This is a genomic window from Nostoc sp. LEGE 12447 (assembly GCF_015206985.1).
In the GTDB taxonomy this organism is placed as follows: Bacteria; Cyanobacteriota; Cyanobacteriia; order Cyanobacteriales; family Nostocaceae; genus Nostoc.
Genome location: NZ_JADEXT010000020.1, coordinates 40239 through 64134, shown reverse-complemented (window position 1 = coordinate 64134; position 23896 = coordinate 40239). Strand labels below are relative to the sequence as shown.

Annotated in this window: 20 protein-coding genes; 12 read left to right on the top strand and 8 right to left on the bottom strand. The window is 42.7% G+C overall.

Features of this window, described 5'->3' with window-relative positions:
- Positions 1-135 precede the first annotated feature (135 nt).
- From IQ274_RS20240 to hetR, 4 genes are all read left to right on the top strand, one after another.
- Positions 136-2475: an EamA family transporter gene (locus IQ274_RS20240; RefSeq protein ID WP_194143242.1), complete on the top strand. Its 2340-nt coding sequence runs from the start codon at positions 136-138 to the stop codon at positions 2473-2475.
- The gene (locus IQ274_RS37440) at positions 2476-2598 is read left to right on the top strand and encodes a hypothetical protein (RefSeq protein WP_265578559.1); all 123 of its coding nucleotides are present in this window, start codon (positions 2476-2478) and stop codon (positions 2596-2598) included.
- A 572-nt stretch (positions 2599-3170) separates the two neighbouring features.
- Positions 3171-3395, top strand: coding sequence for a hypothetical protein (locus IQ274_RS20235; protein ID WP_163930388.1), 225 nt, complete (start codon positions 3171-3173; stop codon positions 3393-3395).
- A gap of 1060 nt (positions 3396-4455) precedes the next feature.
- Positions 4456-5355 (top strand): heterocyst differentiation master regulator HetR, encoded by a 900-nt coding sequence (gene hetR, locus IQ274_RS20230; protein ID WP_163930386.1) that lies wholly within the window; start codon positions 4456-4458, stop codon positions 5353-5355.
- A 498-nt stretch (positions 5356-5853) separates the two neighbouring features.
- Here the strand turns inward: hetR and IQ274_RS20225 are convergent, their stop codons facing one another.
- Entirely contained in the window at positions 5854-6507 is a 654-nt protein-coding gene (locus tag IQ274_RS20225; protein ID WP_163930384.1) for a hypothetical protein, read from the bottom strand.
- 456 nt (positions 6508-6963) lie between these two features.
- Between IQ274_RS20225 and rpsD the strand changes: the two genes are divergently transcribed.
- Positions 6964-7572 (top strand): 30S ribosomal protein S4, encoded by a 609-nt coding sequence (gene rpsD, locus IQ274_RS20220; RefSeq protein WP_069071263.1) that lies wholly within the window; start codon positions 6964-6966, stop codon positions 7570-7572.
- A gap of 59 nt (positions 7573-7631) precedes the next feature.
- Here the strand turns inward: rpsD and moaA are convergent, their stop codons facing one another.
- A complete protein-coding gene (gene moaA, locus IQ274_RS20215) occupies positions 7632-8618 on the bottom strand; it encodes a GTP 3',8-cyclase MoaA (RefSeq protein ID WP_194143241.1) in 987 nt (328 codons plus the stop codon).
- Between the two features lie 161 nt (positions 8619-8779).
- On the opposite strand from moaA, the gene IQ274_RS20210 reads away from it, so the two are divergent.
- A complete protein-coding gene (locus tag IQ274_RS20210) occupies positions 8780-9811 on the top strand; it encodes a hypothetical protein (protein WP_163930380.1) in 1032 nt (343 codons plus the stop codon).
- Between the two features lie 105 nt (positions 9812-9916).
- Here the strand turns inward: IQ274_RS20210 and IQ274_RS20205 are convergent, their stop codons facing one another.
- The 5 genes from IQ274_RS20205 to IQ274_RS20185 form a co-directional block, all read right to left on the bottom strand.
- Positions 9917-12283, bottom strand: coding sequence for a filamentous hemagglutinin N-terminal domain-containing protein (locus IQ274_RS20205; protein ID WP_194143240.1), 2367 nt, complete (start codon positions 12281-12283; stop codon positions 9917-9919).
- A 490-nt stretch (positions 12284-12773) separates the two neighbouring features.
- The gene (locus IQ274_RS20200) at positions 12774-13046 is read right to left on the bottom strand and encodes a hypothetical protein (RefSeq protein ID WP_194143239.1); all 273 of its coding nucleotides are present in this window, start codon (positions 13044-13046) and stop codon (positions 12774-12776) included.
- Positions 13047-13494: 448 nt separating this feature from the next.
- The gene (locus tag IQ274_RS20195; RefSeq protein ID WP_194143238.1) at positions 13495-15939 is read right to left on the bottom strand and encodes a filamentous hemagglutinin N-terminal domain-containing protein; all 2445 of its coding nucleotides are present in this window, start codon (positions 15937-15939) and stop codon (positions 13495-13497) included.
- A 285-nt stretch (positions 15940-16224) separates the two neighbouring features.
- Positions 16225-16524 carry a hypothetical protein gene (locus tag IQ274_RS20190; protein ID WP_194143237.1) on the bottom strand — a complete coding sequence of 100 codons (300 nt, stop codon included), beginning with the start codon at positions 16522-16524 and terminating at the stop codon, positions 16225-16227.
- Positions 16525-16661: 137 nt separating this feature from the next.
- Positions 16662-17489 carry a carbohydrate ABC transporter permease gene (locus tag IQ274_RS20185; RefSeq protein WP_185585999.1) on the bottom strand — a complete coding sequence of 276 codons (828 nt, stop codon included), beginning with the start codon at positions 17487-17489 and terminating at the stop codon, positions 16662-16664.
- Between the two features lie 180 nt (positions 17490-17669).
- Between IQ274_RS20185 and IQ274_RS20180 the strand changes: the two genes are divergently transcribed.
- The 5 genes from IQ274_RS20180 to folE all read left to right on the top strand — a co-directional run bounded on the left by IQ274_RS20180 (position 17670) and on the right by folE (position 22495).
- Complete coding sequence (locus IQ274_RS20180; RefSeq protein ID WP_163930369.1) at positions 17670-18368, top strand: aldehyde oxygenase (deformylating); 699 nt, start codon at positions 17670-17672, stop codon at positions 18366-18368.
- Positions 18369-18494: 126 nt separating this feature from the next.
- Positions 18495-19514, top strand: coding sequence for a long-chain acyl-[acyl-carrier-protein] reductase (locus tag IQ274_RS20175; protein ID WP_114080902.1), 1020 nt, complete (start codon positions 18495-18497; stop codon positions 19512-19514).
- A gap of 120 nt (positions 19515-19634) precedes the next feature.
- Positions 19635-20615 (top strand): acetyl-CoA carboxylase carboxyltransferase subunit alpha, encoded by a 981-nt coding sequence (locus IQ274_RS20170; protein WP_114080903.1) that lies wholly within the window; start codon positions 19635-19637, stop codon positions 20613-20615.
- A 354-nt stretch (positions 20616-20969) separates the two neighbouring features.
- Positions 20970-21695: an SDR family oxidoreductase gene (locus tag IQ274_RS20165; protein WP_194143236.1), complete on the top strand. Its 726-nt coding sequence runs from the start codon at positions 20970-20972 to the stop codon at positions 21693-21695.
- Between the two features lie 92 nt (positions 21696-21787).
- Positions 21788-22495 (top strand): GTP cyclohydrolase I FolE, encoded by a 708-nt coding sequence (gene folE / locus IQ274_RS20160; RefSeq protein WP_163930364.1) that lies wholly within the window; start codon positions 21788-21790, stop codon positions 22493-22495.
- 150 nt (positions 22496-22645) lie between these two features.
- Here the strand turns inward: folE and IQ274_RS20155 are convergent, their stop codons facing one another.
- On the bottom strand, positions 22646-23272 hold the full coding sequence (locus tag IQ274_RS20155) for a phosphoribosylanthranilate isomerase (protein WP_194143235.1): 627 nt from the start codon (positions 23270-23272) through the stop codon (positions 22646-22648).
- Between the two features lie 111 nt (positions 23273-23383).
- Here IQ274_RS20155 and psaK point away from each other — a divergent pair, with 111 nt between their 5' ends.
- The gene (gene psaK / locus IQ274_RS20150; RefSeq protein ID WP_194143234.1) at positions 23384-23638 is read left to right on the top strand and encodes a photosystem I reaction center subunit PsaK; all 255 of its coding nucleotides are present in this window, start codon (positions 23384-23386) and stop codon (positions 23636-23638) included.
- Positions 23639-23896: the final 258 nt, after the last annotated feature.

The window sequence follows — 23896 nt, the reverse complement described above, 5'->3', positions numbered from 1 at the left end:
GACAGAATTACGTTGAAATGCGGAAGTGCTGTTAAAATTTTTAATTTATCTGACAAAATACAGGAAATTAGGATGAGCGCCAATAAAGCGTACCGGAAGCAGCTTTATCGTCAAGGTGTTAGAGGTTAGAAGCTAATGGGGCGATTCGAGAAGCAACCAGAAAACCCAAGAGTCAGAGGCGAGCTATCTAGAGCAGCAGAAAATGCTCTTTGGGCTGTAGTTGAAGACTTAGAAAATCTTCAGCAGAATGTCCTCAGAGCGTTGCAGGAAGATGTAAAACGACTTCAGTCAGAAAAAAATCGGTTATCCGATGAGATTCAAGGCTTGGTAGAGGAAAAAGAGCATTTACAACAAGTGCGCCAAATCACCGAACAGCAAGTCTTAATTCGTCAACTGGCAGAAGTTCTGGCAAAACATATATCTTCACAACTGCAATCCTCTCTGGCAAATTTAGCTAACCAAAGCATAGAGGGTAAGTCTTACGAACAAGCTGCGCTGAAGTCCGCTGAAGTGAGCAGCAATGTAGTAGGTGAAATCAATGAAAAAGTCGAACACATGTTTGACAGCCTGGATGACACCGTTACTGTTACTTTTAACTCGCTGCAACAGGAGCTAAAAAACTATCAAAGTAATCTTTCCCAACAGTTGTCACGGATGTATAGCCAGCAACAGCAAGGGGAAACGATTTTGGCGGAGTTTGTTAACCGCCTGCATGGAGAACTAGAAAAAACTATAGAAGAAACTTCACGCAAACCAGCAGCAGGTACGCCTACTGTTTTACAGTTTACTGAGCCAGAAAAAAACAATTCTTCTGAGCCATCCCCGCCAACCTTTAGCGAAGTAGTAAAAAATTCCTCTGAGCCAATTTCCGCGATCCCGAATCAATTTTTAGAAGAAAGAGAAACCACATTAGAGCCTCCCGTTGTTAGAGAAAACACCGCGAACACAATTTCTGTCTCCATCAAAGACTTGTTGGAAAGAGAAATAACATCAGAGCCTCCCATTGTTAGAGAAAACACCCCGAACCCAATTTCTGTCCCTAGCAATGACTTGTCGGAAAGAGAAACAACATCAGAGTCTCCCGTTGTTAGAGAAAACACCCCGAACCCAATTTCTGTCCCTATCAAAGACTTGTCGGAAAGAGAAACGACATCAGAGCCTACTGCTCCTGTAGTTCCGCCACCACAAGAAAACGCTGCCGAACCTCTTTCTGTCCTCAATAAGGATTTGTCAGAAAGCGAAACAACATCAGAGCCTCCTATTGTATCTGTGCCAAAGCCGGAAGCAATACAACCTCAACCTTTACGAAGAAGAAACGCTACTGAGCCAAATTCTGTGATCCGCAGAGTGTCGCAGAGCAAACCCAAATCACCACCTTCGACTGCGCTAGAGCCGCAGCCGCCAGCAAAACCCTCAGAATCGCGATCGCCTAATTCCTCCGGCTTTTCGCAGTTGCAAGTCGGTTTCTTGTTGATTGTCTCATCGGCAGTGATATCGTCGCTTTACAACATAGCCATCAAGGTGATTTTCCACGAAGGTTCCCAAATTTTTGGAGTAGTAGATGTAGAACGCCTGCTACCGCCGACTTTGGGCAATACTCTGTTGATTTTGACGCTCCGGTTTATGGTAGTAGTACCACTGATGGTATTGCTATCTCCCATGTTGCATCCAACACTATGGCAAGATTTAGAAAATTTGGCCGCTTCAGTGCGAGGAAATCCCACAGCTGCTAATACAGCTACCAAGCGGATTTTGCTGTTGTCGGTTGTGAGTGGGTGCTTTTTGTTTTTGTCTCAAGTGCTAATCTACATTGCGATCGCTCAAGTCACAACTGGAATGGCGATCGCACTGTTCTTTATCTATCCGATGGTTAGTGGGTTATTGTCGTGGTTTCTGTTCCGCGATCGGCCTACCACATTCCGCTTCGGTGCGATCGCAGCCATTTGCTGCGGTGAATTGTTAGTTTTAGGAGGTTCTCCCAACACCAGTATCGGTAATCCTTCACTAGGAGGCAGCACCGCCATTCTTTCGGGCGTAGCTTTTGCTGCCTACATAATTCTGACACGGGTATGTGCTAGCAAGCTGCATCCCGTGACTTTTACCTTAATTAACTTCGCTACCATGTTGTTGTTGAGTTTTATCTGCTTGATGCTACCTTTACCAAGCAATTGGAACTTGATAGTTTTTGACTCATCTAAAATGCTAGAACTGGTTTTAAGCGCATTTATCTTGGGTGTGCTGACTCTTGCTGGCTATTTGCTGAACAATGTTGGTATCAGTAAATTAGGTGCTTCGCGATCGGCGATTATCGGTGGTAGCATCCCAGTTTTAACCGTGATTTTTGCTGGGTTAATCATTCAAGAAAATTTAGAGATTGTGCAAATTCTGGGAGTGTTGTTAGTAACCTTTGGCGCGGCGGCTTTTAGCCTAGAAACGATGCGAAATCAGGCTAAACCCTCCAGTAACACGAATTAAATGGCGAGTTTAATCAGTTTGGGTGTAATGGGTGCTAGTTTACCTTCTATCACTTTCACCATCAATCCTGACGCTAATCCGCCCAAGATCCCCGAATTATTTTTAGAATTCGGGGATCTTTAAGTTTTCACGGTTGATTTAGGACTGCCGGATAGGTGCAGATAATACTAATCTTTCCTTCTTCCTTCTGTGCAAGACGCTACGCGATCGCGGTTTGTTCTCTTATCTATCAAATTTAATGGGACAGACCGGTAGGTTGGGTTGAGGAACGAAACCCAACATTATTAAGGCTTTGTTGGGTAACGCTTACGCTCAACCCAACCCACGAATCCGGGGATTAGGTATGTATTCTATGCAATTGAGAACCACTCTAGTTGAGCGAAGAGTAATCAAAATAACTTGACTTGTAATATATTTTTAGCAATTTAGCCTGATACAGATAGGGAAAACACGTATATATAAGCAGTACGAGTAGTACTGACTCAAGCAATTGAGCGCAAGTACTTGCTCAAACAGGAAATTTGCAAGGAGTGAAGACCATTGCAGCATATTTTGGAACTAGAAGATGAAAAAGTAGTACAAGGGTTGAGAGTAACCCGTTTTTTAAGGTACATGAATACATGGAGCGATCGCGCCCGTAAAACAGCTAGTCCCTTGATCCTACTAAAAGCCCTGCGAGTAAGGCAGAATTCAAAATGCCTCGTTTGTATGTTTTTGAGGTTGACGAGATGGTATCTTTATTAATGCCTTTGTGTCCTCGTCAACTTAGTCTGCGATCGCCTAGATACTTAGATAAAGATGCTTATATCGTAGTCGGCTGCGGATTCTCGTCTTTTTTTAGTAACACGCTATCTACGCAATTACAGTCTCTCAAGTATATAAAACAGCGCTGTCAAAATATACTTTCAAGTAGCCGATGAATTAGTTAAATCATGGAATTTTAAAATTCTTTCATGAAAAAAATATAATTCCATTGAAAAACAATCTCTAAATAATTATCAGATGGAATCCAATATGTTTTATTATATATATGCCTATTAACTAATTTTTCGTTGATTAACACGAGCCAAAAAGCCTCATGGCTATGCGATTCAGTCTGAATAAATCGCAGCTTTCTGTGTCAAATCATCAACACCAAAAGATAAATCAGACTTAGATTTGAAAGTCAAAATAGAAATATCATCAAACCTTGATTTACTCAGAATATAAAATATTTAAATAGTCATAATTTATAAACTTTAAAATACATAATTTTATTCCAAAAGCAGAAAACAATGGTATGATAAAAAGCGATATTTGAAAGAACAATAGGTACTTTAAAATTGGAATTAATTGATCTACTTGATGTCTACTATATTCTCTCAAGCCAACGGCTTATACTGCCGAGACATCACAGGAGGTTGTGAACGAAATGATAGTTCCCAACGAGCCGTTTGGCTCAACCTCTGAATGTTGCTACACCTGGTAAGCGGTTGCTTTTGAAATTACTCCCAACGATCTCCGACCACCTGTGTACTACAAATAATTCACCAAAGCTGAATATAAAGCATCTTTTTCGAGTAACAAATACCCCAGATGAACCGCGCAAACTAGTTTTTACTCCGAGTCGGCATAGTGCCATAATTAGGTATAAGCAGTTTGATCTTGTTGCTCTTGAAAGATGAGAATAATCCCAGAGAAGTTAAAAACTTTGTAGATTATTTGCAACACAGTTAACTTTTGGGAAGTCAACCGCAGTCAAGCTGGACTTAGTGATATCTATAATTTTCCAGTCAGATGCAGAGACAGTTATGGTAACAACAACTAAATCTGCCTGTGTACTAGAAAATATGCGAAAATGGTAGTTTGCACTACCGCCGATTTCATGGTTATCGCATACTAATATAGTCTGAAGTGAAAAATCGGCTTCAGCCAGGTGTATACTACCTTATTCTCAATCGATTAAAAACTCTGTAAACGTGCTATTCAATTGTCTGTAATATGAGTAACGACATAGATCTGATCAAACGTCTTGACCCCAGTGCGATGGATCAGATCATGCTTTATCTGGCTTTTAGTGCCATGCGGACGAGTGGGCACAGGCATGGGGCATTTTTAGACGCAGCCGCAACAGCAGCAAAGTGTGCAATTTACATGACCTATCTAGAGCAGGGACAAAACCTGCGGATGACAGGGCATCTGCACCACTTAGAGCCGAAACGAGTAAAAATTATTGTAGAAGAAGTCAGACAGGCGCTAACAGAAGGCAAACTGTTAAAAATGTTGGGTTCTCAAGAACCTCGCTATTTGATTCAATTGCCTTACGTCTGGCTAGAAAAGTATCCTTGGCAACCGGGGCGATCGCGCGTACCTGGTACAAGTCTGACAAGTGAAGAAAAAAGACAAATTGAGCAAAAACTGCCAAGTAATTTACCAGATGCCCAGTTAGTTAGCTCTTTTGAGTTTCTGGATTTGATTGAGTTTTTGCACAGGCGATCGCAAGAAGACTTGCCAACCGAACACCAAATGCCTTTGAGTGAAGCTTTGGGTGAGCATATCAAGCGTCGTCTACTCTACTCAGGCACAGTAACACGCATAGATTCTCCTTGGGGAATGCCCTTCTACGCACTTACTCGTCCTTTTTACGCCCCAGCAGACGATCAAGAACGCACTTACATCATGGTAGAAGATACCGCTCGGTATTTCCGCATGATGAAAAATTGGGCAGAACGGCGACGAAATGCCATGCGCTTATTAGAAGAACTTGATATTCTCCCAGAAAAAATGGAGCAAGCTATGGAAGAATTGGATGAAGTTATCCGTGCTTGGGCAGATAAATATCATCAAGACGGTGGTATTGCAGTGGTCTTACAGACGGTTTTTGGTGAAAAAGAAGACTAGTAGCACTACGCAAAACTCAAAAAGCTTACTTTATAAGCTTTTCACCGCTTTTGTCCCTTACTTAAAAGTAGGGGGATGATTGGTCTATTTACATTGTCATACTGTACCAATAGTATAAAAGTCACAAAACTGCTTGTGACTTTTGTATTGTAAGTATTTAGTTTGCATAATTTGCAAGCGTAAAGCAATTATGACGGATTTTATTATATAGATATTGTTGCTTCAATCAAGCTAGTTTTGACTCCAATAGGACTTACTCAAAACTACACGCAGTAGGGGCAATACCCTACAAGTACTCTGTTGGAGAACTCGTAGACTAAGCTTTGCGTCTACATGATTTGCGTCTACCAGAAAATATAGGTTTGGACTATTTTTTTGTGTAAGTCCTCTACGAACTTGCTTACCTATAAATTTAAACTGGACAGACTCATAAGATGGGCGTTTTAATGCCCACCTTACTCATTAACCTATATTCTCAGCAATTACAAAGCACTGTATTTAATTAGCGCCGGGTTGCGTTGGAATAGTAGGTTGTGCTGGAACAGTCTGTTGCGTTGGAAATGGAACGGTCTCGATACTTGATCCCGCAGGAATGATGGTTGGTGGTGTTGAAGATGAAGCACCGATAACACTATCATCAGCACTAATACAAGTATCTAAGACTTGAGCAGGAGGAACATCGATTTGACTACGCAAGCCAACCACACACTGCCCAAAACGCACAGGTAACAAACTACGTCCACAGTAATTTAAAACTGCCGGATTAGCTTCTTCCTTAGTACTTAAACTGACACCGACTACACAGGTAGCTAACTCTTCAGGTCGCCGGGCCTTCCCACAAGAAGAAAGTGCATCTGTCGCAGCAATTTGGGTTTCCTTATCAATTTTAACCACGCAAGCAGCCAAATCAGTTGGACGCAATGCAGCTGCACAAGCTTGTGATGCCGCTTCTGCCGTTACGCCCACTTTTAGGAGACGACCTGCACAGTTACTATAATCATTGCTGTAGGAAGCAGCGATCGCTGGATTGGGTAAGATCGTTGTCAACCATCCAGCTATAGCCAAAACTGGTATTGTTAAATTCCTGGAGGTCGAACTAGCTTGTTTGTTCTTCCCTCTGTTAACCACTTTTTTGCTCATTGACATTGCCATTCTCCAAACACCCAAAGTTATGCTAACTTAAATATTTTAAAAATCCTCTGCAATTCAAGAATTTCAGCGGTAGCAAGGTATAGACATAATTAATTATGGCGGAAATTGTGTTAATATAACTGTTTGAAAGATAAGTAGGCAACGTAAAAAGTATTTCAAAGTTAAGAATACTACGTAAACCAATCTAATGATTGAGTAGCCTACGAAACTAAATAAACACAAAAAAGTTATGGGCAGGAGTACGGCGTGACAGGTCGGAATTCAGGCTTGGAGGCTAGTTTGTCGGGTTTACCGATTAAAAGCAACTGGCGCAAAATCGATGCGTCTACCTTGGTGAGATACGTCTTACCTCGGTAAGCAGCTTCAAAAAACCAAGAATCCCCTGATTCTTAATCAGGGGAGTGTCAAAATTGAATGTTTCGGTAAAGTTTAAACAGGATTAGATTAAGGAAACTCATGTCCCGATATAGAGGGCCCCGCCTCAGAATTGTACGCCGCTTGGGCGATTTACCAGGATTGACTCGTAAAAGCGCTAGACGCGCTTACCCACCTGGTCAGCATGGTCAGAACCGTAAGAAGCGCTCTGAGTATGCTATCCGTCTAGAGGAAAAGCAAAAACTCCGCTTCAATTACGGTTTGACTGAAAAGCAATTGCTTCGCTATGTGCGGAAAGCTAGACGTGTTACTGGTTCTACCGGACAAGTGTTGCTGCAATTGCTAGAAATGCGTTTGGATAATACCGTTTTCCGCTTGGGTATAGCCCCGACTATCCCAGCGGCTCGCCAACTGGTGAATCACGGTCACGTAACTGTTAACGGTCGTGTGGTGAATATTGCCAGCTACCAATGCCGTCCTGGTGAAACAATTGCAGTCAGGGATCGGGCACAATCACGCAAATTGGTGGAAGCTAACTTGCAATATCCCGGTTTGGCAAACCTTCCCAGTCATTTGGAGTTTGACAAAAATAAGTTGGTTGGTAAAGTCAACAGCGTTATTGAACGGGAATGGGTGGCATTACAAGTTAATGAACTACTTGTGGTTGAGTACTACTCACGACAAGCGTAATCGTCATTTGTCCTTAGTCATTTGTCCCTAGTTATTTGCAAAGGACAAATGACCAATGACTAACCACCAATTTGTGACATAGTGCGAGTATATGTACCGACAATTCCAGAATCGCGCCCTTTAAAGTTAATTTCTGGCTTCATTCCAAGCAAATGCCTCACCTGCTCTTGTAATTGAGTGGTGCTACTGCCAGAACGCAGAGCAGTTTTTAAATCTATTTGACCAGTTTCATTCAATAAACACGGACGCAGCCAGCCATCAGCACTCAGGCGCATCCGGTTACAGCGATCGCAAAAACATTCTGACATCTGACTAATAAATCCTAGTGTCCCCTTCGCACCAGGAATTTGAAAAACATCAGCAGGGCCAGCCCCACGAACTTGAGATTCTGTCAAGCCCCAGCGATCGCGGATTTGTTGCCGTAAATCGGCTGAAGATACCCAACCGCGAACACCAAACAAATCCACATTACCAATAGGCATGAACTCAATAAATCGAACGTGCCACTGTTTATCAATTGTCAGGGCAGCTAAATCTAGAATTTCGTGGTCATTAACGCCAGGAATCACTACCACATTCAGCTTCAGTGGGTCGAATCCGACGTGATGGGCAGCTTGAATGCCCTGCCAAACTTGTTGCCAACGAGAACGCCCCTGATTACCGATAATTTGGTTAAAAGTGTCAGGATGAAGAGAGTCTAGACTGATATTAATTCGTCGCAAACCAGCATTGTAGAGGTTTTGTGCCATCGGAGCCAGCAAAAACCCGTTGGTGGTCATAGAGAGGTCTTGAGTTTGGGGTAAAGTTGCGATCGCACTGACCAAATCCACCACACGTGGACGCAATAAGGGTTCACCCCCTGTCAAACGAAACCGATTAAAGCCTACTGGAATAAATACCTCTTTAATTAAGGTGAGTAACTCCTCATTAGTTAATAGCTGTTGCTTGAGAATATAATCCAGTTCTACTCCCTCTGGCATACAGTATTGACAACGAAAATTACAGCGATCGATTAAACTAATGCGGAGGTAGTCTACCTGGTTCATCGTTTTATTTTTATTCTCTCTGATCAATTAAATACCTTACTGGGGTGGTTTACCCCTTCCTACTATATGTGTAGTAATTCAAAATACCGTACTCCCCCTTAAGTGATAGTCCACAGATTGTGGCATAATAAGCCGATCGCATCCACTAGTTATCATCAATCGTGCAAGACACCGACTCCATCAACGACCTTGCTGCTGCTTTACTACAGCCAGCAGATATCAGCTTTGAACTGCCCGATCCAGAAGATGAACAGATTCTAGAATCAGATTTTCAACAGCAACTCGAAATAGCTTGGCAGGTATGCGATCGCTTTGATTTGCAAACTGAAATCTGGCGGGGGCGAATTTTACGGGCGATCCGCGACAGAGAAAAAGTGGGTGGTGATGGGCGCGGTACTGGCTTTCTGCGATGGCTAAAAGAGCGGGAAATCAGCAAAAGTCAAGCATACTCATGGATTCAACTGGCCAATAGTGCCGATACTCTCATTGAAGACGGTAAACTCGACCCCGGTTCTGTAAATAACTTCAGTAAACGGGCATTTGTTGAAACCTCCAAAGCATCGCCAGAAGTGCAACAGATGGTGAGTGAAGCCGCCCAAAAAGGCGATCGCATCACTAGGCGCGAAGTGCGTCAACTCAGCGATGAATGGACAGCCATGTCCTCAGATTTATTACCTGAATCAGTCAAGGAAAAAGCCGCAGATAACACCCTTCCGCCGCGCTACATCGCCCCATTGGTGAAGGAAATGGAAAAACTGCCAGAATCGCACCAAAAGTTTATCCAGAAAGAAATTGCTGCCAATCCTGATGTGGATACCCTGAAACAGGTAACTAGCGAAGCGCGTAACTTGGCCAAATATCTCAAAGGGGCGGCTCAAGTCCAAGCGCTGACGCAGGAAAATGTTGATATTGAAACAGCCTTAGAAGAAGCGCAAAGAGTCGGCTGTTTGAGCATAGCTGCTGATTTGGTCAATCAAGCATCGCAGATTGAACAAACGATCGCTAAACTCTACATGACGTGGAAACGAATCGGCAATTTGGCAGATAGATTGTATGTAGATACTGGTGCAAGTACACCCAACTTGCGATCGCTCCTCACTTGCTTGGAACCTCTGGGTGGTGAAATTATGGAATTGCAACTTAGTGGTGCAACTGAACACACTGTTCGTTTGCAAATTCAGGAGACGAGTTAGGGAATAGGTAATAGGCGAACTTATGGGCAGTAATTGCGATCGTGATTACTGCCAAGTTACAGAAATTGAACCTTAATTCAGAGACTGTTTAACTTGTCTCAAAGTCTAACGAGCAGCGCAAGATGTAGCCGTGAGTGACGAATTATGAGGCGACGCAGTGGGTACTTGAGCAACCAAAACCACATTACCATCGGCATCCATTACCCATCCTTGGGCTTCTACAATTTGAGTAGGTTCATTGACAGAATTAACTTTCTGTGATTTTTCTTCTATGTTTTGCTGCGCCTGAAGAACCGCTCTTTTCTGAATACCAGCAGCACTATTTTTACTCTCTGGCTCTAGTGTGATCCAATCTGCCAGCACTGCATCATCAGCTATCAATGGCTGCGTGGGATCGGCTACTAATCCTCCACGTCCAGTAGCAATAAATGAACTCCTTCCTATTTTTGCACCAGAATTACAACCAGCAGCAATTTGCTCAGAAGCATCAACCAGATTTACGGGTAGTTCCACTAATCCTTTGCTGGGGTCAGCATCCGGTGAGTTGATTTGGACAGTGCCATTTAATGTAGGGTCTTGTCGAGAAAATGCGGTGATGTCACTTGTTCGCAGGTTATTCGGGTTTCTTTCGCCTGTTGGATCAAGCCTGTCTACATCTGCACCTGTGCGCCGCACAAAACCAAAGATGTTCTTAGCGGTGATTGTGATTTTACCACCAGAGCCAGAGAAGCCGTTGGCGGTGATATCATTGTTTCCGAAGGGAGTGGCGACGAGGAAACCATTAGATGCTTTGATGGTGATATTACCACCAGTTTTATCACCCCCTGCATTAGTAGATATTTGACTATTGCGCCGCATTAGTAATAAGTCCCGCACCTGTAGCGAAATATCACCACCCCGACCTGACTCACTATTAGATGTGAGTGTTCCTTCGTCAAGGAGGATGGAGTGAGCAGTTATATTAAGTTCGCCTGCTTGACCTAAATTGGGTAAAGCCCCTAAGTAGGTAAATGTAGAAAATTCACTGTTCACAGCTATTACAGCCTGGTTTTGAACTATCAATTTTCCTGTGGTGATTGTTATTTTCCCGGCATCTCCGGAACCGTTAGTCAAAGCAATTAAGCTACTGGGACTACCAGATTCCAAGGTTCCAATTAGGTCTACGGACTCAGAGGCATTCACTGTCAAATTTCCGCCATTTCCTTTCGCTGCTACTAATTGAAAGCCCTCCTGCCCCAGCTGGAATATACCATTTGATTCTGTTGTTACTTTTGCACCATCTTGAATACGCAACCTCTGAGTGTTGATCGTCATATCACCTGCCTTTCCATCTGTGCCAGTTGAAGTAGATAGTAGACTAGGTTGAGCCCAATCAGTATTTGGATAGCGACCGCTACCAATCACCTCTACTGACTCGTAGGCATTCACGGTCAAATTTCCTCCATTCCCCTTGCCTGTAGTACTAGTGAATACTTGTGCACCATCCCTAACAACTAATTTCTTAGTATTAATCGTTAAGTCTCCACCTTTTTCCGCACCCGTAGTCTGAGTTGTCAAAACTACAAGATTGCCAGCTAGTTCCACTGTCCTACTCTGTAACTGGATATTGCCGCCACCACCGTTGCCACTGGCATCTACAGTAGATGGAATTTCCGAACCGTCAATAGTTCGCTGGATTAATCGAATATTTTGGAAATTCTGGACATCTTGATATCCTAAAGACCAGCCTTGGTTTGTTTGATTCAGATTGACTATACTACTAGCAGCTACACTTCCTAACTCAATTTGTCCAGATGCTGCTGTTAAATTTCCGCCCTCCAGCGTTATATCACCGCCTACAAGTGCCAAAGTTTTGCCTAACTTGACCTGTAGACCAACGGGTTGATTGAGGATATTAGTAATCGTGCTCTCTGAACTTTTTGCTTGAGATTGATTACGAATTGGAGCCGCAGTTGCTCCAAATTGTAAACCAATGGGTACACTTACTGTTAGCAGAGGTATGGTTCGGGGATCTGTGGCACTAAACTTTGTACCATCAGCAAAGTTCAAACTACTTGCAGTACTCGCCACAAATGAACCGCCGATATTTAAAGAAGCATTGGGACCAAAAATAATCCCGTTGGGATTAATTAGAAATATGTTAGCTGTGCCGTTGGTTTTTAGGATGCCATCAATATTAGAAATAGATTTACCTGTTACTCGGCTAACAATATTTTGAATATCCGTAGGATTTTGAAAGTCAGCTGTAATCCCTGTAGGTATGGAAAATTGCTCAAAACTGTGGAACAGATTGTTTCCTGCTCTGGTTCCACCTTCAATAATTGTGATATTACCCTGCGTTTGAACCTGAGAATTAGTAGTTAGAGTACTATCCGGGATAATTTGTTGAGCAATAACGGAGTTTTCGTAGAAAGCTATTGCACTACATACTGCAAATCCTAAGCTTTTAAACCAGACCCAAAGATTACTCATATTTGATATTGTACTGCTCTAAAAAAGTATCAGTTGCTGAACAACAGTGATGCTGTACCTGTATAACGTAAGTGTGATGAAATTTGATTTGGCTTCTCTTCTAGGTAGCTTGCTTCTGCTTCGTGGTGGAGAGAGGTTTAAAAATCAGGTTAGATTTTTGCATTAATCTTATTTCCAATTTTAGAATAGAAATTTGAGATCGGGAGGTTATTCAAACTTCCAAAAAACTTCTGTTTATTTCAAAGTATCCGAAGTCTTTTCGTTGCTAATTCACGTTGCATTAACTAGACTAGATTGAAATCGATAATTTATCTTTCGCTCTTTTCCAAACCTTCTAGAATTTATCCTTTGTAAACAATACTTTATAGGGGCACAACAATATTATACCCCTGTGAAAGACTTGTATTCCAAACAATTCAAAACGGCTTTATTGTCTTTATTCTCAACAATTTGAGACAATAAAAATATAAAGAAAAGCTATTCATAAGAACTATGGACAAATATATTTGCCATTATACCAACCACAACTCTTTAGCTCTTTCTTTCTAGGCGGAATTCCTTCGGAGAAATTCTGGACATCCTTCTCTCCACTAAGGTCATTCAATTCAGTTTTATTAAGGTCTATATTGCTTTGCAAGTCATGATAATTATCTTCTGATGTACCATCATTTTCGCTTACACGGCTAGATTCAGAGTTATTCAAGTTCTGACTAGTTTCTTTTTGAATATCGTCTGTTAGCTGTTGTGTGTTTTGAGATTCCATGAATTTTGCTCTCCTTGCAGACTGGTAGATGTGTAAACTTATTTTGTGATGTACTAAATTAACCTGACTTCGATTAGTACAGCTTCACAACGAAGGAATCAAAGATACGGAGTCTAGAGTGGCACGATAGCATTAGGTTTCTAACGCTCTTGCGAACTTGCATAATTATGACTTCAGCTTGGCTAGTTATAATTACGCATTGTGTAACAAAACTTTATATATTTCTGCTAGATTTCCTTAAAGCCTTCATGAATCTGGCTACCAACCTGGCAAAGAGGCTATACCTTCTCTACGAGACCCTACACGCGAACGGTGAGCTACACCAACGCACCGACAGATGAGTTGAGAGAGAGAGCGATCGCTTGCTTACATAAAAGTCATTGCGAAAAAGCGATATCTACGACGGGCTACGCCAACGCACTAACAAAACTTACGAGAATCTCAAATTCTAATTACCAGCGCAAGATGTAGCAATGAGTGAAGAATTATGAGGCGACGCAGTGGGTACTTGAGCAACCAAAACCACGTTCCCATTGGCATCCACTACCCATCCTTGAGCTTCCACAATTTGAGTAGGTTCATTGACAGAATTACCTTTCTGTGATTCTTCTGTGTTTCTCTGCTTGTGAACAACAACTCTCTTCTGGATACCCTCAGCATGATTCTGACTCTCTGGAGAGAGTGTGATCCAATCTGCTAGCACCGCATCATCAGCTATCAATGGCTCCGTGGGATTGGGCGCTATCCCTCCACGCCCAGTTGTAATAAATGAACTTCTGGCTATTTTCCCACCAGAATTACAACCAGCAACAATTTGCTGGGAAGCATCAACCAAATTTACAGGCAATTCCACTAATCCTTGACTAGGGTCAACATCTGGTGAGTTGATTCGTACCGTGCCATTTAATGAAGGGTTTTGTTGAGAAAACGCCGTGATGTCACTTGTTCGCACGTTATTCGGGTTGATTTCTTCTCGATCGAGTTTTTCTACATCTGCACGAGTGCGTGGTACAAATCCAAAAATGTTCTTAGCGGTGATTGTGATTTTACCACCGGAGTCAGAAAAGGCATTGGCAGTGATATCGTTATTTCCCAAGGGAGTAGCGACAATGAAGCCATTAGGTGCATTGATGATGATATTACCGCCATCTCCACCCAGTCCTGTTGTACCTGCGTTAGTGGTGATTTGACTTTCGCGGCGCATCAATAATAAGTTCTGCACCTGTAGGGTAATATTCCCACCTTTACCTGACTCACTATTAGATATGAGTTTTCCTTTGTTGTCGAGAAGTATGGAGCGAGCGATTATATTTAAATCGCCTGCTTTTCCTAGATTATTTGGATCTCCGATATAGATTACATTTTTTCGAGCTTGGCTGCTCACATTTATTGCAGCCCCATCCTTGATAATCAATTGCCCTGTAGTTAGGGTCAAGTTTCCACCATCTCCAGGCCCTTGAGTCCCAGAAAACAAGCTACTGAGCTTAGAACCATTTGGTGAAGTTCCAATTAATTCTACCGACTCGGAAGCGTTCACGGTCAAGTTTCCTGCATTGCCTGTAGCTGGTGTAAGTTGGTTAGTAATAAACCTGTATATACCCTCAGAGCTTGTTGATATTCTTGCTCCTCCTTCGATACGCAACCTTCCAGTATTAATTATGATGTTGCCAGCGTTTTTATCGCCAGAAGTTGCACTAAATAATCCACTGGATATTAAATCACTACCATCTCGAAAGAGAGGGATGTTAGTGCCGCTAATTAGTTCCACGGAATCTGAAGCGTTTATGGTCAATTGCCCCTGCAATTGGGCTCCACTTTTGACCACCAACTTCTTAGTATTGACATTTATGTTTCCAGAGTTTCCGTTGGATACACTCTGAGTAAACAGTTGTGCATCTTGTTCAACTACTACAGACTCTGAGGCGTTCACTGTCAAATCCCCTCCTGATTGCTCTCCAAAGGGATTAACTAGAATTAGGAAACTGCCAGCTACCCGCATGAGCCTGCCTTGTATGTGGATATTACCGTTACCCTTTCCATGAGTATCTACAATCGATGGAATTTTATTTAACTTGATTAGTTCGATATTTTGGAAATTTTGAACACCTTCATATCCCAAAACCCAACCTTGGTTGGTTGGGCTTAAACTGACCAGACTATTACCAGCGACGCTTCCTAACTCAACTCTTCCGTCTTTTGCAGTTATACTTCCCCCCTCTAACGTTATATCACCGCCTATAAGTGCCAAAGTTTTGCCTTGCTGCACCTGTAGACCAACACCTTGCCTAAAGATATTAACTGCGCCATCTGGTTTGGCTTGGGATTGATTGCGGATGGGAGCCGCAGTTGCTCCAAATTGTAAGCCAATAGGAACGCTTAGTGTCAGTAGAGGTGTAGTTTGAGGAGATGTAGCACTAAACTTTGTACCATCAGCAAAGTTCAAGCTACTCGCCGTACTTGCCACAAATGAACCGCCAATATTTAAAGAAGCATTGGGCCCAAAAATAATGCCGTTAGGGTTAATCAGAAACAGGTTCGCCGTGCCGTTAGCTTTCAGAATCCCATCTATCTTAGAAATCGAGTTACCTGTCACCCGACTGATAATGTTCTGAATATCTATTGCATTGTTAAAGTAGGCTGTCCTTTCCGGAGAGACAGAAAATTGTTCAAAGCTGTGGAACAAGTTCGTACCACGAACTGCCCCACCATCAATCTGGTCTATAAGCTGACCATCGATTAGCTTTGGTGTAATGATTGAACTTTCAGATTCAAGTGTGCCATCTTTTTGTATTTGGGCTAAGACAAAACTCTCAAAGAAAGTGAGTACTCCAGCAATTGCTAATGTACTCACTATCCCTAACTCCCAGTACCAACTACTTCGGTATCGAGACATGACAAACTTGCACCCAAAAAATAAGAGTATATTAGAATACTGCTCTTTGCTAGTTAAATAAGTTAAGTGAGTGTGAACAATTAAAGGTTTGTAATAAGGGATTCAGCCCTGACTACGAGCCTATCTAATTAATCATCTTACATTGCGTAAGATAATTTTATTTGTCCTTGCTCACTAACTTATGGTGATACTTGAAATTATCTCTGTACCCTAACTAGTAAATGCAAAGTTCAGTATTTTTATACTCACTAGAATAAACTTTTTACAGTGTAAAAACTAAATTATTTAGCAGTTACAACCTAGAGGACTGCCAGTTGAAGGGCAAGGAATACACCATGATTTTTCCATCAGCACAATTTCCTGTTTTGGAGTTGCTGGCAACAATTCATTTATTTGCTGTATATTAGCTGCATCACCAGATTTGATTTTATTTGGGTCAAGATTACACTGCCATTGAACGATTAAAGCTCTATCATCTAATACACCGTACTTCTCAAGCACACTGTATAAATCAGCATTATTAACACTTTCAAGCAGTTTTTGCTCAATTTCGGCTTGTAACTGTTGTAATGTTTCAGAATTCATGACTGTTTCCATTTCCTACAGAATGCGTATAATTCTGCTTCAGCTGGGCCCGGAACAATTATGCATAGCATCATAAAAATTAATATTTTACTTATCTCGCGCTTCACCAAAATCTAAAATTCAGATAGTTTCCTTTGCTAATTCTTAATTCCCGTTGCAGCAATACCTTGAATAAACTGACGCTGACCGATGAAAAATAATACCATCACTGGAACTGTCGCTATTGTCACCGCCGCCATCATCAAAGGCCAATTATTCGTAAATTGTTCTTGAAATTCAGCCAACGCCAGTTGCACTGTTCTTAATTCGGGACGGGTTGTAAATACCAGAGGTTTAAACAAATCATTCCATTCGCCAATGAAAGTGAACAAAAACAGCGTCACCAAGGCCGGACGGGCTAAAGGTAACATTACCCGCCACAATATTTGTAGTCTGGTTGCCCCATCGATGGCTGCGGCTTCTTCTAATTCCACAGGAATTGTCTGGAAATACTGACGTAATAAGAAAATCCCAAACCCATTGACAGCAGTGGGTAAAATGAGCGCCCAGTATGTATTTATCAGGTGTCCCCACTTCAAAACCAAAAAGATGGGAATCACCAATAACTGAAAAGGAATTACCAAAGTTGCTAAAACAACCAATAGCAGTGCTTGCCGTCCCCGAAACTTCAGCCGTGCTAAGGCGTAACCAGCCAAAGCAGAAGTGACAATCTGAAACGCCGTCACAGCGATCGCTACCAAGGTAGAATTAGCAAACGCCAGCAAAAATTTTCCCTGTTGCCATGCAACGCGGTAATTAGCTAAAGACCAGTTATTTTTAGACAAATTTTCTGGGCTGGCGGCTGTCGATGCAAAGGAGGTGAGAAAAACCACAAATAGCGGTAGTAAAACGATAAATGCCCCTAGCAGTAAGACTACTAGGCTCAAAAAATCACCAGATTTCAGATTCGGGTTTGGTTTAGACATAACTTGAGCCGCAAAGCATTTATTTCGCTAGTACTAGAGCATTGCCCCCAGCAACCATTAATCTATAAACATAGTCTACTTGTTAAGTTAAATTAAACCACAGTGATTGTTACCCTCAGTTCATAGGGTAAATCGAATCCTGGTGTCAAATAATTCAGTTTTACGGGAGTAAACATAACCATGCAGCAGCTTACAGACCAATTTAAAGAATTAGATTTCAAGAGCGAAACATACAAAGATGCTTATAGCCGGATTAATGCGATCGTGATTGAAGGGGAACAAGAAGCCCATGAAAATTACATCACACTAGCCCAACTGCTGCCAGAATCTCATGATGAATTGATTCGCCTATCCAAGATGGAAAGCCGCCACAAGAAAGGATTTGAAGCTTGTGGGCGCAATTTGGCTGTTACCCCAGATTTGCAATTTGCCAAAGAGTTTTTCTCCGGCCTACACCAAAATTTTCAAACAGCTGCCGCAGAAGGGAAAGTGGTTACTTGTCTGTTGATTCAGTCTTTAATTATTGAATGTTTTGCGATCGCAGCATATAACATTTACATCCCCGTTGCCGACGATTTTGCCCGTAAAATTACTGAAGGAGTAGTTAAAGAAGAATACAGCCACCTCAATTTTGGAGAAGTTTGGTTGAAAGAACACTTTGCAGAATCCAAAGCTGAACTTGAACTTGCAAATCGCCAGAACCTACCCATCGTCTGGAAAATGCTCAACCAAGTAGAAGGTGATGCCCACACAATGGCAATGGAAAAAGATGCTTTGGTAGAAGACTTCATGATTCAGTATGGTGAAGCATTGAGTAACATTGGTTTTACGACTCGCGATATTATGCGCTTGTCAGCCTACGGACTCATAGGTGCTTAAAAAAGTGCTGAGTAACGAGTGCTGAGTGCTGAGTAGTTATTCAGAACTCAGAACTCCTAACCCACAACTCCTCCTAACTCTCCTAAATTCCCCCCCTCAAGACAGCATAAGCCTAATAATCACTACATGTTTGGTCTAATTGGACATCTGACTAGTTTAGAACACGCTCAAGCGGTAGCCCAAGAATTGGGATACCCAGAATATGCCGATCAAGGGCTAGACTTTTGGTGCAGCGCCCCGCCGCAAATTGTCGATACTATTATTGTCACCAGTGTTACTGGGCAACAAATTGAAGGACGGTATGTAGAATCTTGCTTTTTGCCGGAAATGCTAGCTAGTCGCCGCATCAAAGCCGCAACACGGAAAATCCTCAACGCTATGGCCCATGCACAGAAGCACGGCATTAACATCACAGCTTTAGGCGGATTTTCCTCGATTATTTTTGAAAACTTTAAGTTAGAGCAGTTTAGCCAAGTCCGCAATATCAAACTAGAGTTTGAACGCTTCACCACAGGAAACACGCATACTGCCTACATTATTTGTAAGCAGGTGGAAGAAGCATCCAAACAACTGGGAATTAATCTATCAAACGCGACTGTTGCGGTATGTGGAGCAACTGGGGATATTGGTAGTGCCGTTACACGCTGGCTAGATGCGAGAACAGATGTCCAAGAACTCCTGCTAATCGCCCGCGATCAAGAACGTCTCAAAGAGTTGCAAGGCGAACTGGGGCGGGGGAAAATCATGGGTTTGACAGAAGCACTACCCCAAGCCGATGTTGTAGTTTGGGTTGCTAGTATGCCCAGAGGCGTGGAAATTGACCCTACCACTTTGAAACAACCCTGTTTGTTGATTGATGGTGGCTATCCTAAAAACTTAGCGACAAAAATTCAATATCCTGGCGTACACGTGTTAAATGGTGGGATTGTAGAGCATTCCCTGGATATTGACTGGAAAATTATGAAAATAGTCAATATGGACGTGCCAGCCCGTCAGTTGTTTGCCTGTTTTGCCGAATCAATGCTGCTGGAATTTGAGAAGTTATACACGAACTTTTCGTGGGGACGGAATCAGATTACCGTAGATAAAATGGAGCAGATTGGCCGGGTGTCAGTAAAACATGGATTTAGACCGTTGTTGGTTTAGTCATTTGTCCTTGGTCATTAGTCATTGGTCATTTGTTATTTGCAAAGGACAAAGGACAAAGGACAAAGGACAAAGGACAAAAGATAGATAACTTATAACTCGTAATTGATAAACCCTACGATGGCAACTACCGAGCGTAAACCGCTACTGTTAGATTTTGAAAAGCCCCTAGCAGAACTTGCAACCCGAATCGATCAAATTCGGCAACTTGCAGAAGAAAATGGCGTTGATGTTTCTGGTCAAATTCGTCAACTAGAAGCACGCGCCATGCAACTACGTGAGGAAATTTTTACTAGTCTATCGCCTTCCCAGCGATTGCAAGTCGCTCGTCATCCGCGTCGTCCCAGTACTCTCGATTACATTCAGGCTATTAGTGATGAATGGATGGAATTGCATGGCGATCGCTGTGGTGGTGACGATCCGGCTTTAGTTGGTGGTGTCGGTCGTCTGAGTGGGCAACCTGTGGTGATGTTAGGTCATCAAAAAGGTCGTGATACCAAAGACAATATTGCCCGTAACTTTGGAATGCCTTATCCTGGCGGCTACCGCAAAGCTATGCGGTTGATGGAACACGCTAACAAGTTTAGTATGCCCATACTAACTTTTATCGACACACCAGGGGCTTGGTCTGGAGTGGAAGCAGAACATCAAGGTCAAGGAGAAGCGATCGCTTACAACTTGCGGGAAATGTTTTGCTTAGATGTGCCAATTATCTGCACAGTTATTGGTGAAGGTGGTTCTGGTGGCGCACTTGGTATTGGTGTAGGCGATCGCCTGCTCATGTTTGAACACTCCGTTTATACCGTCGCCACCCCCGAAGCCTGTGCCGCCATTTTGTGGAAAGATGCTGGTAAAGCTCCTCAAGCCGCCGTTGCGCTGAAAATTATTTCCCACGACCTCAAAAGATTGGGAATTATCGACCAAATACTGCCTGAACCCACTGGTGGCGCTCATTCCGATCCTTTAAAAGCTGCTACCACGCTCAAGCAAGTGCTGCTAGAAAATTTGGACGAACTTAACCATTTAACCGCTCCAGAACGCCGACAACTACGTTATGAAAAATTCCGTAAAATTGGTGTTTTTACAGAAGTTGCCCACTAAAACCACTGCCTAATGATGGATTAGTAAAGCAGCAATGCTATAATTGCCTATGTGCTTAAAGATTTTTAACAATCTGGCCATAGGCATTTGTATGTTTGGCAAATCTACTCAATCAAATTGAGTAGCTTTTGTGTTATTGAGTAATCTAATTTGAGTGTACGGCGTGGTTTTCCGGGCGACGATTTGTTGTCTTCACTGATAAAACCCACAATATGCCCACTATTGCACTGCATCATAGCAGTTGCTTAATAGAAATCATCAGATTTTTAGATTCCTTTAATCTATCTAAACCGATCAATGTGAATAATTGGGTGGTACTAGGCTTTGGGAACTGCCAAAAAATTGGGAGACATCATGAATGTTGAGCAAAAACGACGCGCCCTGATTACTGGGGCCAGTAGTGGAATTGGGAAAGCAACGGCTTTAGCCTTTGCCAAAGCCGGAATAGATGTCGCCTTAGTCAGCCGTTCTTTGAATAAATTAGAGGCGGTGGCAGAAGCTGTACAGCATACTGGGGTGGAAGCGAAAGCTTACGCTGTAGATTTAGCGCGGATCTTTGAAGTAAAAGAAAAAATCCAAGCGATCGCCCAAGACTTTGGTGATATAGACATTCTGGTAAACAGTGCGGGCATTGCCTATACAGCCACTTTGAGCGAAACTCCCCTAGAAGGATGGCAGCAGGTAATTGACTTGAATCTTACCAGCGTGTTTCAGTGCATTTTAGGAATTTTACCTTCAATGCGCGATCGGGGCACAGGCACAATTATCAACGTCGCTTCAATTGCCGCCAAGCAACCGTTTCCCGGTTGGGGAGCATACAGCGTCAGCAAAGCTGGTTTGATTGCCCTCTCTCAAACCCTGGCACAAGAAGAACGCACCCACGGCATTCGTGTCACAGCTATCTCTCCTGGCGCAGTCAATACCGAACTTTGGGACACAGAAACAGTCCATGTCAACTTAGACCGTTCTAAGATGTTAACCCCGGAGATAGTGGCTCAGTCAATTCTCCACACAGTTCTGTTACCACAACAGGCAGTTATTGACGAATTGACCCTGATGCCCAGTGCTGGCGCACTTTAATTTATCCTTTGTCATCAGTCCTTTGCAAATGACCAATGTACTAATGACTAATGACTAATGACCAACTTTCAAACCATAACCAAGACTGAATCATGACTATCGCTAGTTCCAACGGTTCCAATTACTCTCAATCGCCTCTGATTCCCGACTTGGCAGAAGCCATAACTCCTAGACCCGATCGCAATACGAATAACGGGCGACAAGCTGATGTGTTCCCGCCAAAAGAGGAACAGATAGAGGAAATGAAGGATGCAGTGCGGAAAATAATATTGGGCGTTGGCGAAGATCCTGAACGCGAAGGACTCCTCAAAACACCAAAGCGAGTGGCCGAAGCAATGCGGTTTCTTACCAGTGGCTACAACCAATCCCTTGAAGAACTCGTTAACGATGCCATCTTTGATGAAGGGCATAACGAGATGGTACTAGTCCGAGATATTAATTTTTTTAGTCTGTGCGAACACCACATGCTGCCATTTATGGGTAGAGCGCACGTTGCTTATATCCCCAACCAAAAAGTTGTAGGACTGAGCAAACTGGCCCGCATTGTTGAGATGTATTCCCGTCGCTTGCAAGTCCAGGAGAGGTTAACCCGCCAAATTGCCGAAGCAATTCAGACCATTCTAGAACCTCGAGGCGTAGCCGTTGTGATGGAAGCTAGCCACATGTGTATGGTGATGCGAGGCGTACAAAAACCAGGTTCTTGGACTGTCACTAGCGCAATGGTTGGCGTGTTCCAAGAAGAGCATAAAACCCGCGAAGAATTTTTTAACTTGATTCGCCATCAACCAGCATTCTTTTAGGGAATGGGGAATGGGGAATGGGAAATGGGGAATGGGCAAAACAGTTCCGTTAGCGGATAGCTAAGGTTTAGCCCGTGCTGAATGAGGAGTGAAGAGTTAGGAGTTACGAATTCTCCTCCCGCTCCCCCTGCTCCTCTTCCCCCTGCTCCCTCATCTCCCTAATTTCTCAAACAACTTGCTTACTTTATCTAAATCCTTATCTCCAGGTGCGCGTTCTACACCACTAGATAAATCAACGCCACTAGGACTAACCTGACTTAAAGCTTCCAGAATATTATCCGCTGTTAATCCCCCAGCTAAAAACCAAGGACAATTGGGGTTAAATTGTTCTAATATTTTCCAATCTAAGGTTTTACCTGTACCACCAAGTTGTTCGGGATGGTAGGCATCCAGTAGTAAAGTATCTACATATTTTGTGTAATCAGCCGCCGTGTCCAGATGCTCAAGACTGCGAATTCTAAGCGCTTTAATAATTTCGACATTTGGTAAAGCTTGACGTAATTGGTAGCAAAAATCTGGTAACTCATCTCCGTGTAACTGAACTCCCGTCAACCCAGAATCAACAACTATCTGGCTGATTTCAAGAATACTAGCGTTGGCAAAAACTCCAATTGTGTCAATATCTGTCGGCAGTTCTGCCACTGCTGCCCGAATTTGGGATGTAGTCACGTAGCGAGGGGAGTTTGGTACACAAATAAATCCTAGCGCTGTTGCGCCCAGAGAAGCGATCGCTATAGATTGCTGTGGTTGAGTAATGCCGCAAATTTTAACGCGCATGAAAATATAACAAATCTAAAATAATTAGCAAAAAAGTCTAAACTATCCGAAAAACTTTTGTACCTTGGTAATTTTATAATTTTGTAGGTCTACATTTTAGGAGACAAAAGCTTGATTTCCTCTATTTTACTAGCAGCAGCTGCAACTGTTCCCGCCACACCTGCGTGGAATCCTACAGTAGGCATCATCATCAGCATCAGTAGCTTAGTAATGGTTTTACTAAGTACTAGGATCGAAAAACCCCTAGTTGGCCCCAAGTTCCCCATCCTGCCAATTAGTATTCCAACATTTGTTGGTGCGATGGCTTTTGGTCATATTGTTGGCGTTGGTATCGTTTTAGGACTGACTAACATCGGTCGTTTGTAGTTTTGCGATGATCGCGGCGTTACTTGTGACGCTGCGATCAATACAAAACTCCTCAAAACGATTTTAGTTCTTTCTCCAGCAAGGTAACTCATAAGCATTAGTCAGCCTCCGTGTAGTAAGCCTAACTAAGGGGGAGGCATTAACCTTCCCCTTAAGGGACGCTACAACTACTTCATCAGAGGAGGATTTATATGACCTTATAGAGGGGATTAATCCCTCTGTAAGGCTTATTTAGTTAATTTATGCAGAAGAAAGAAC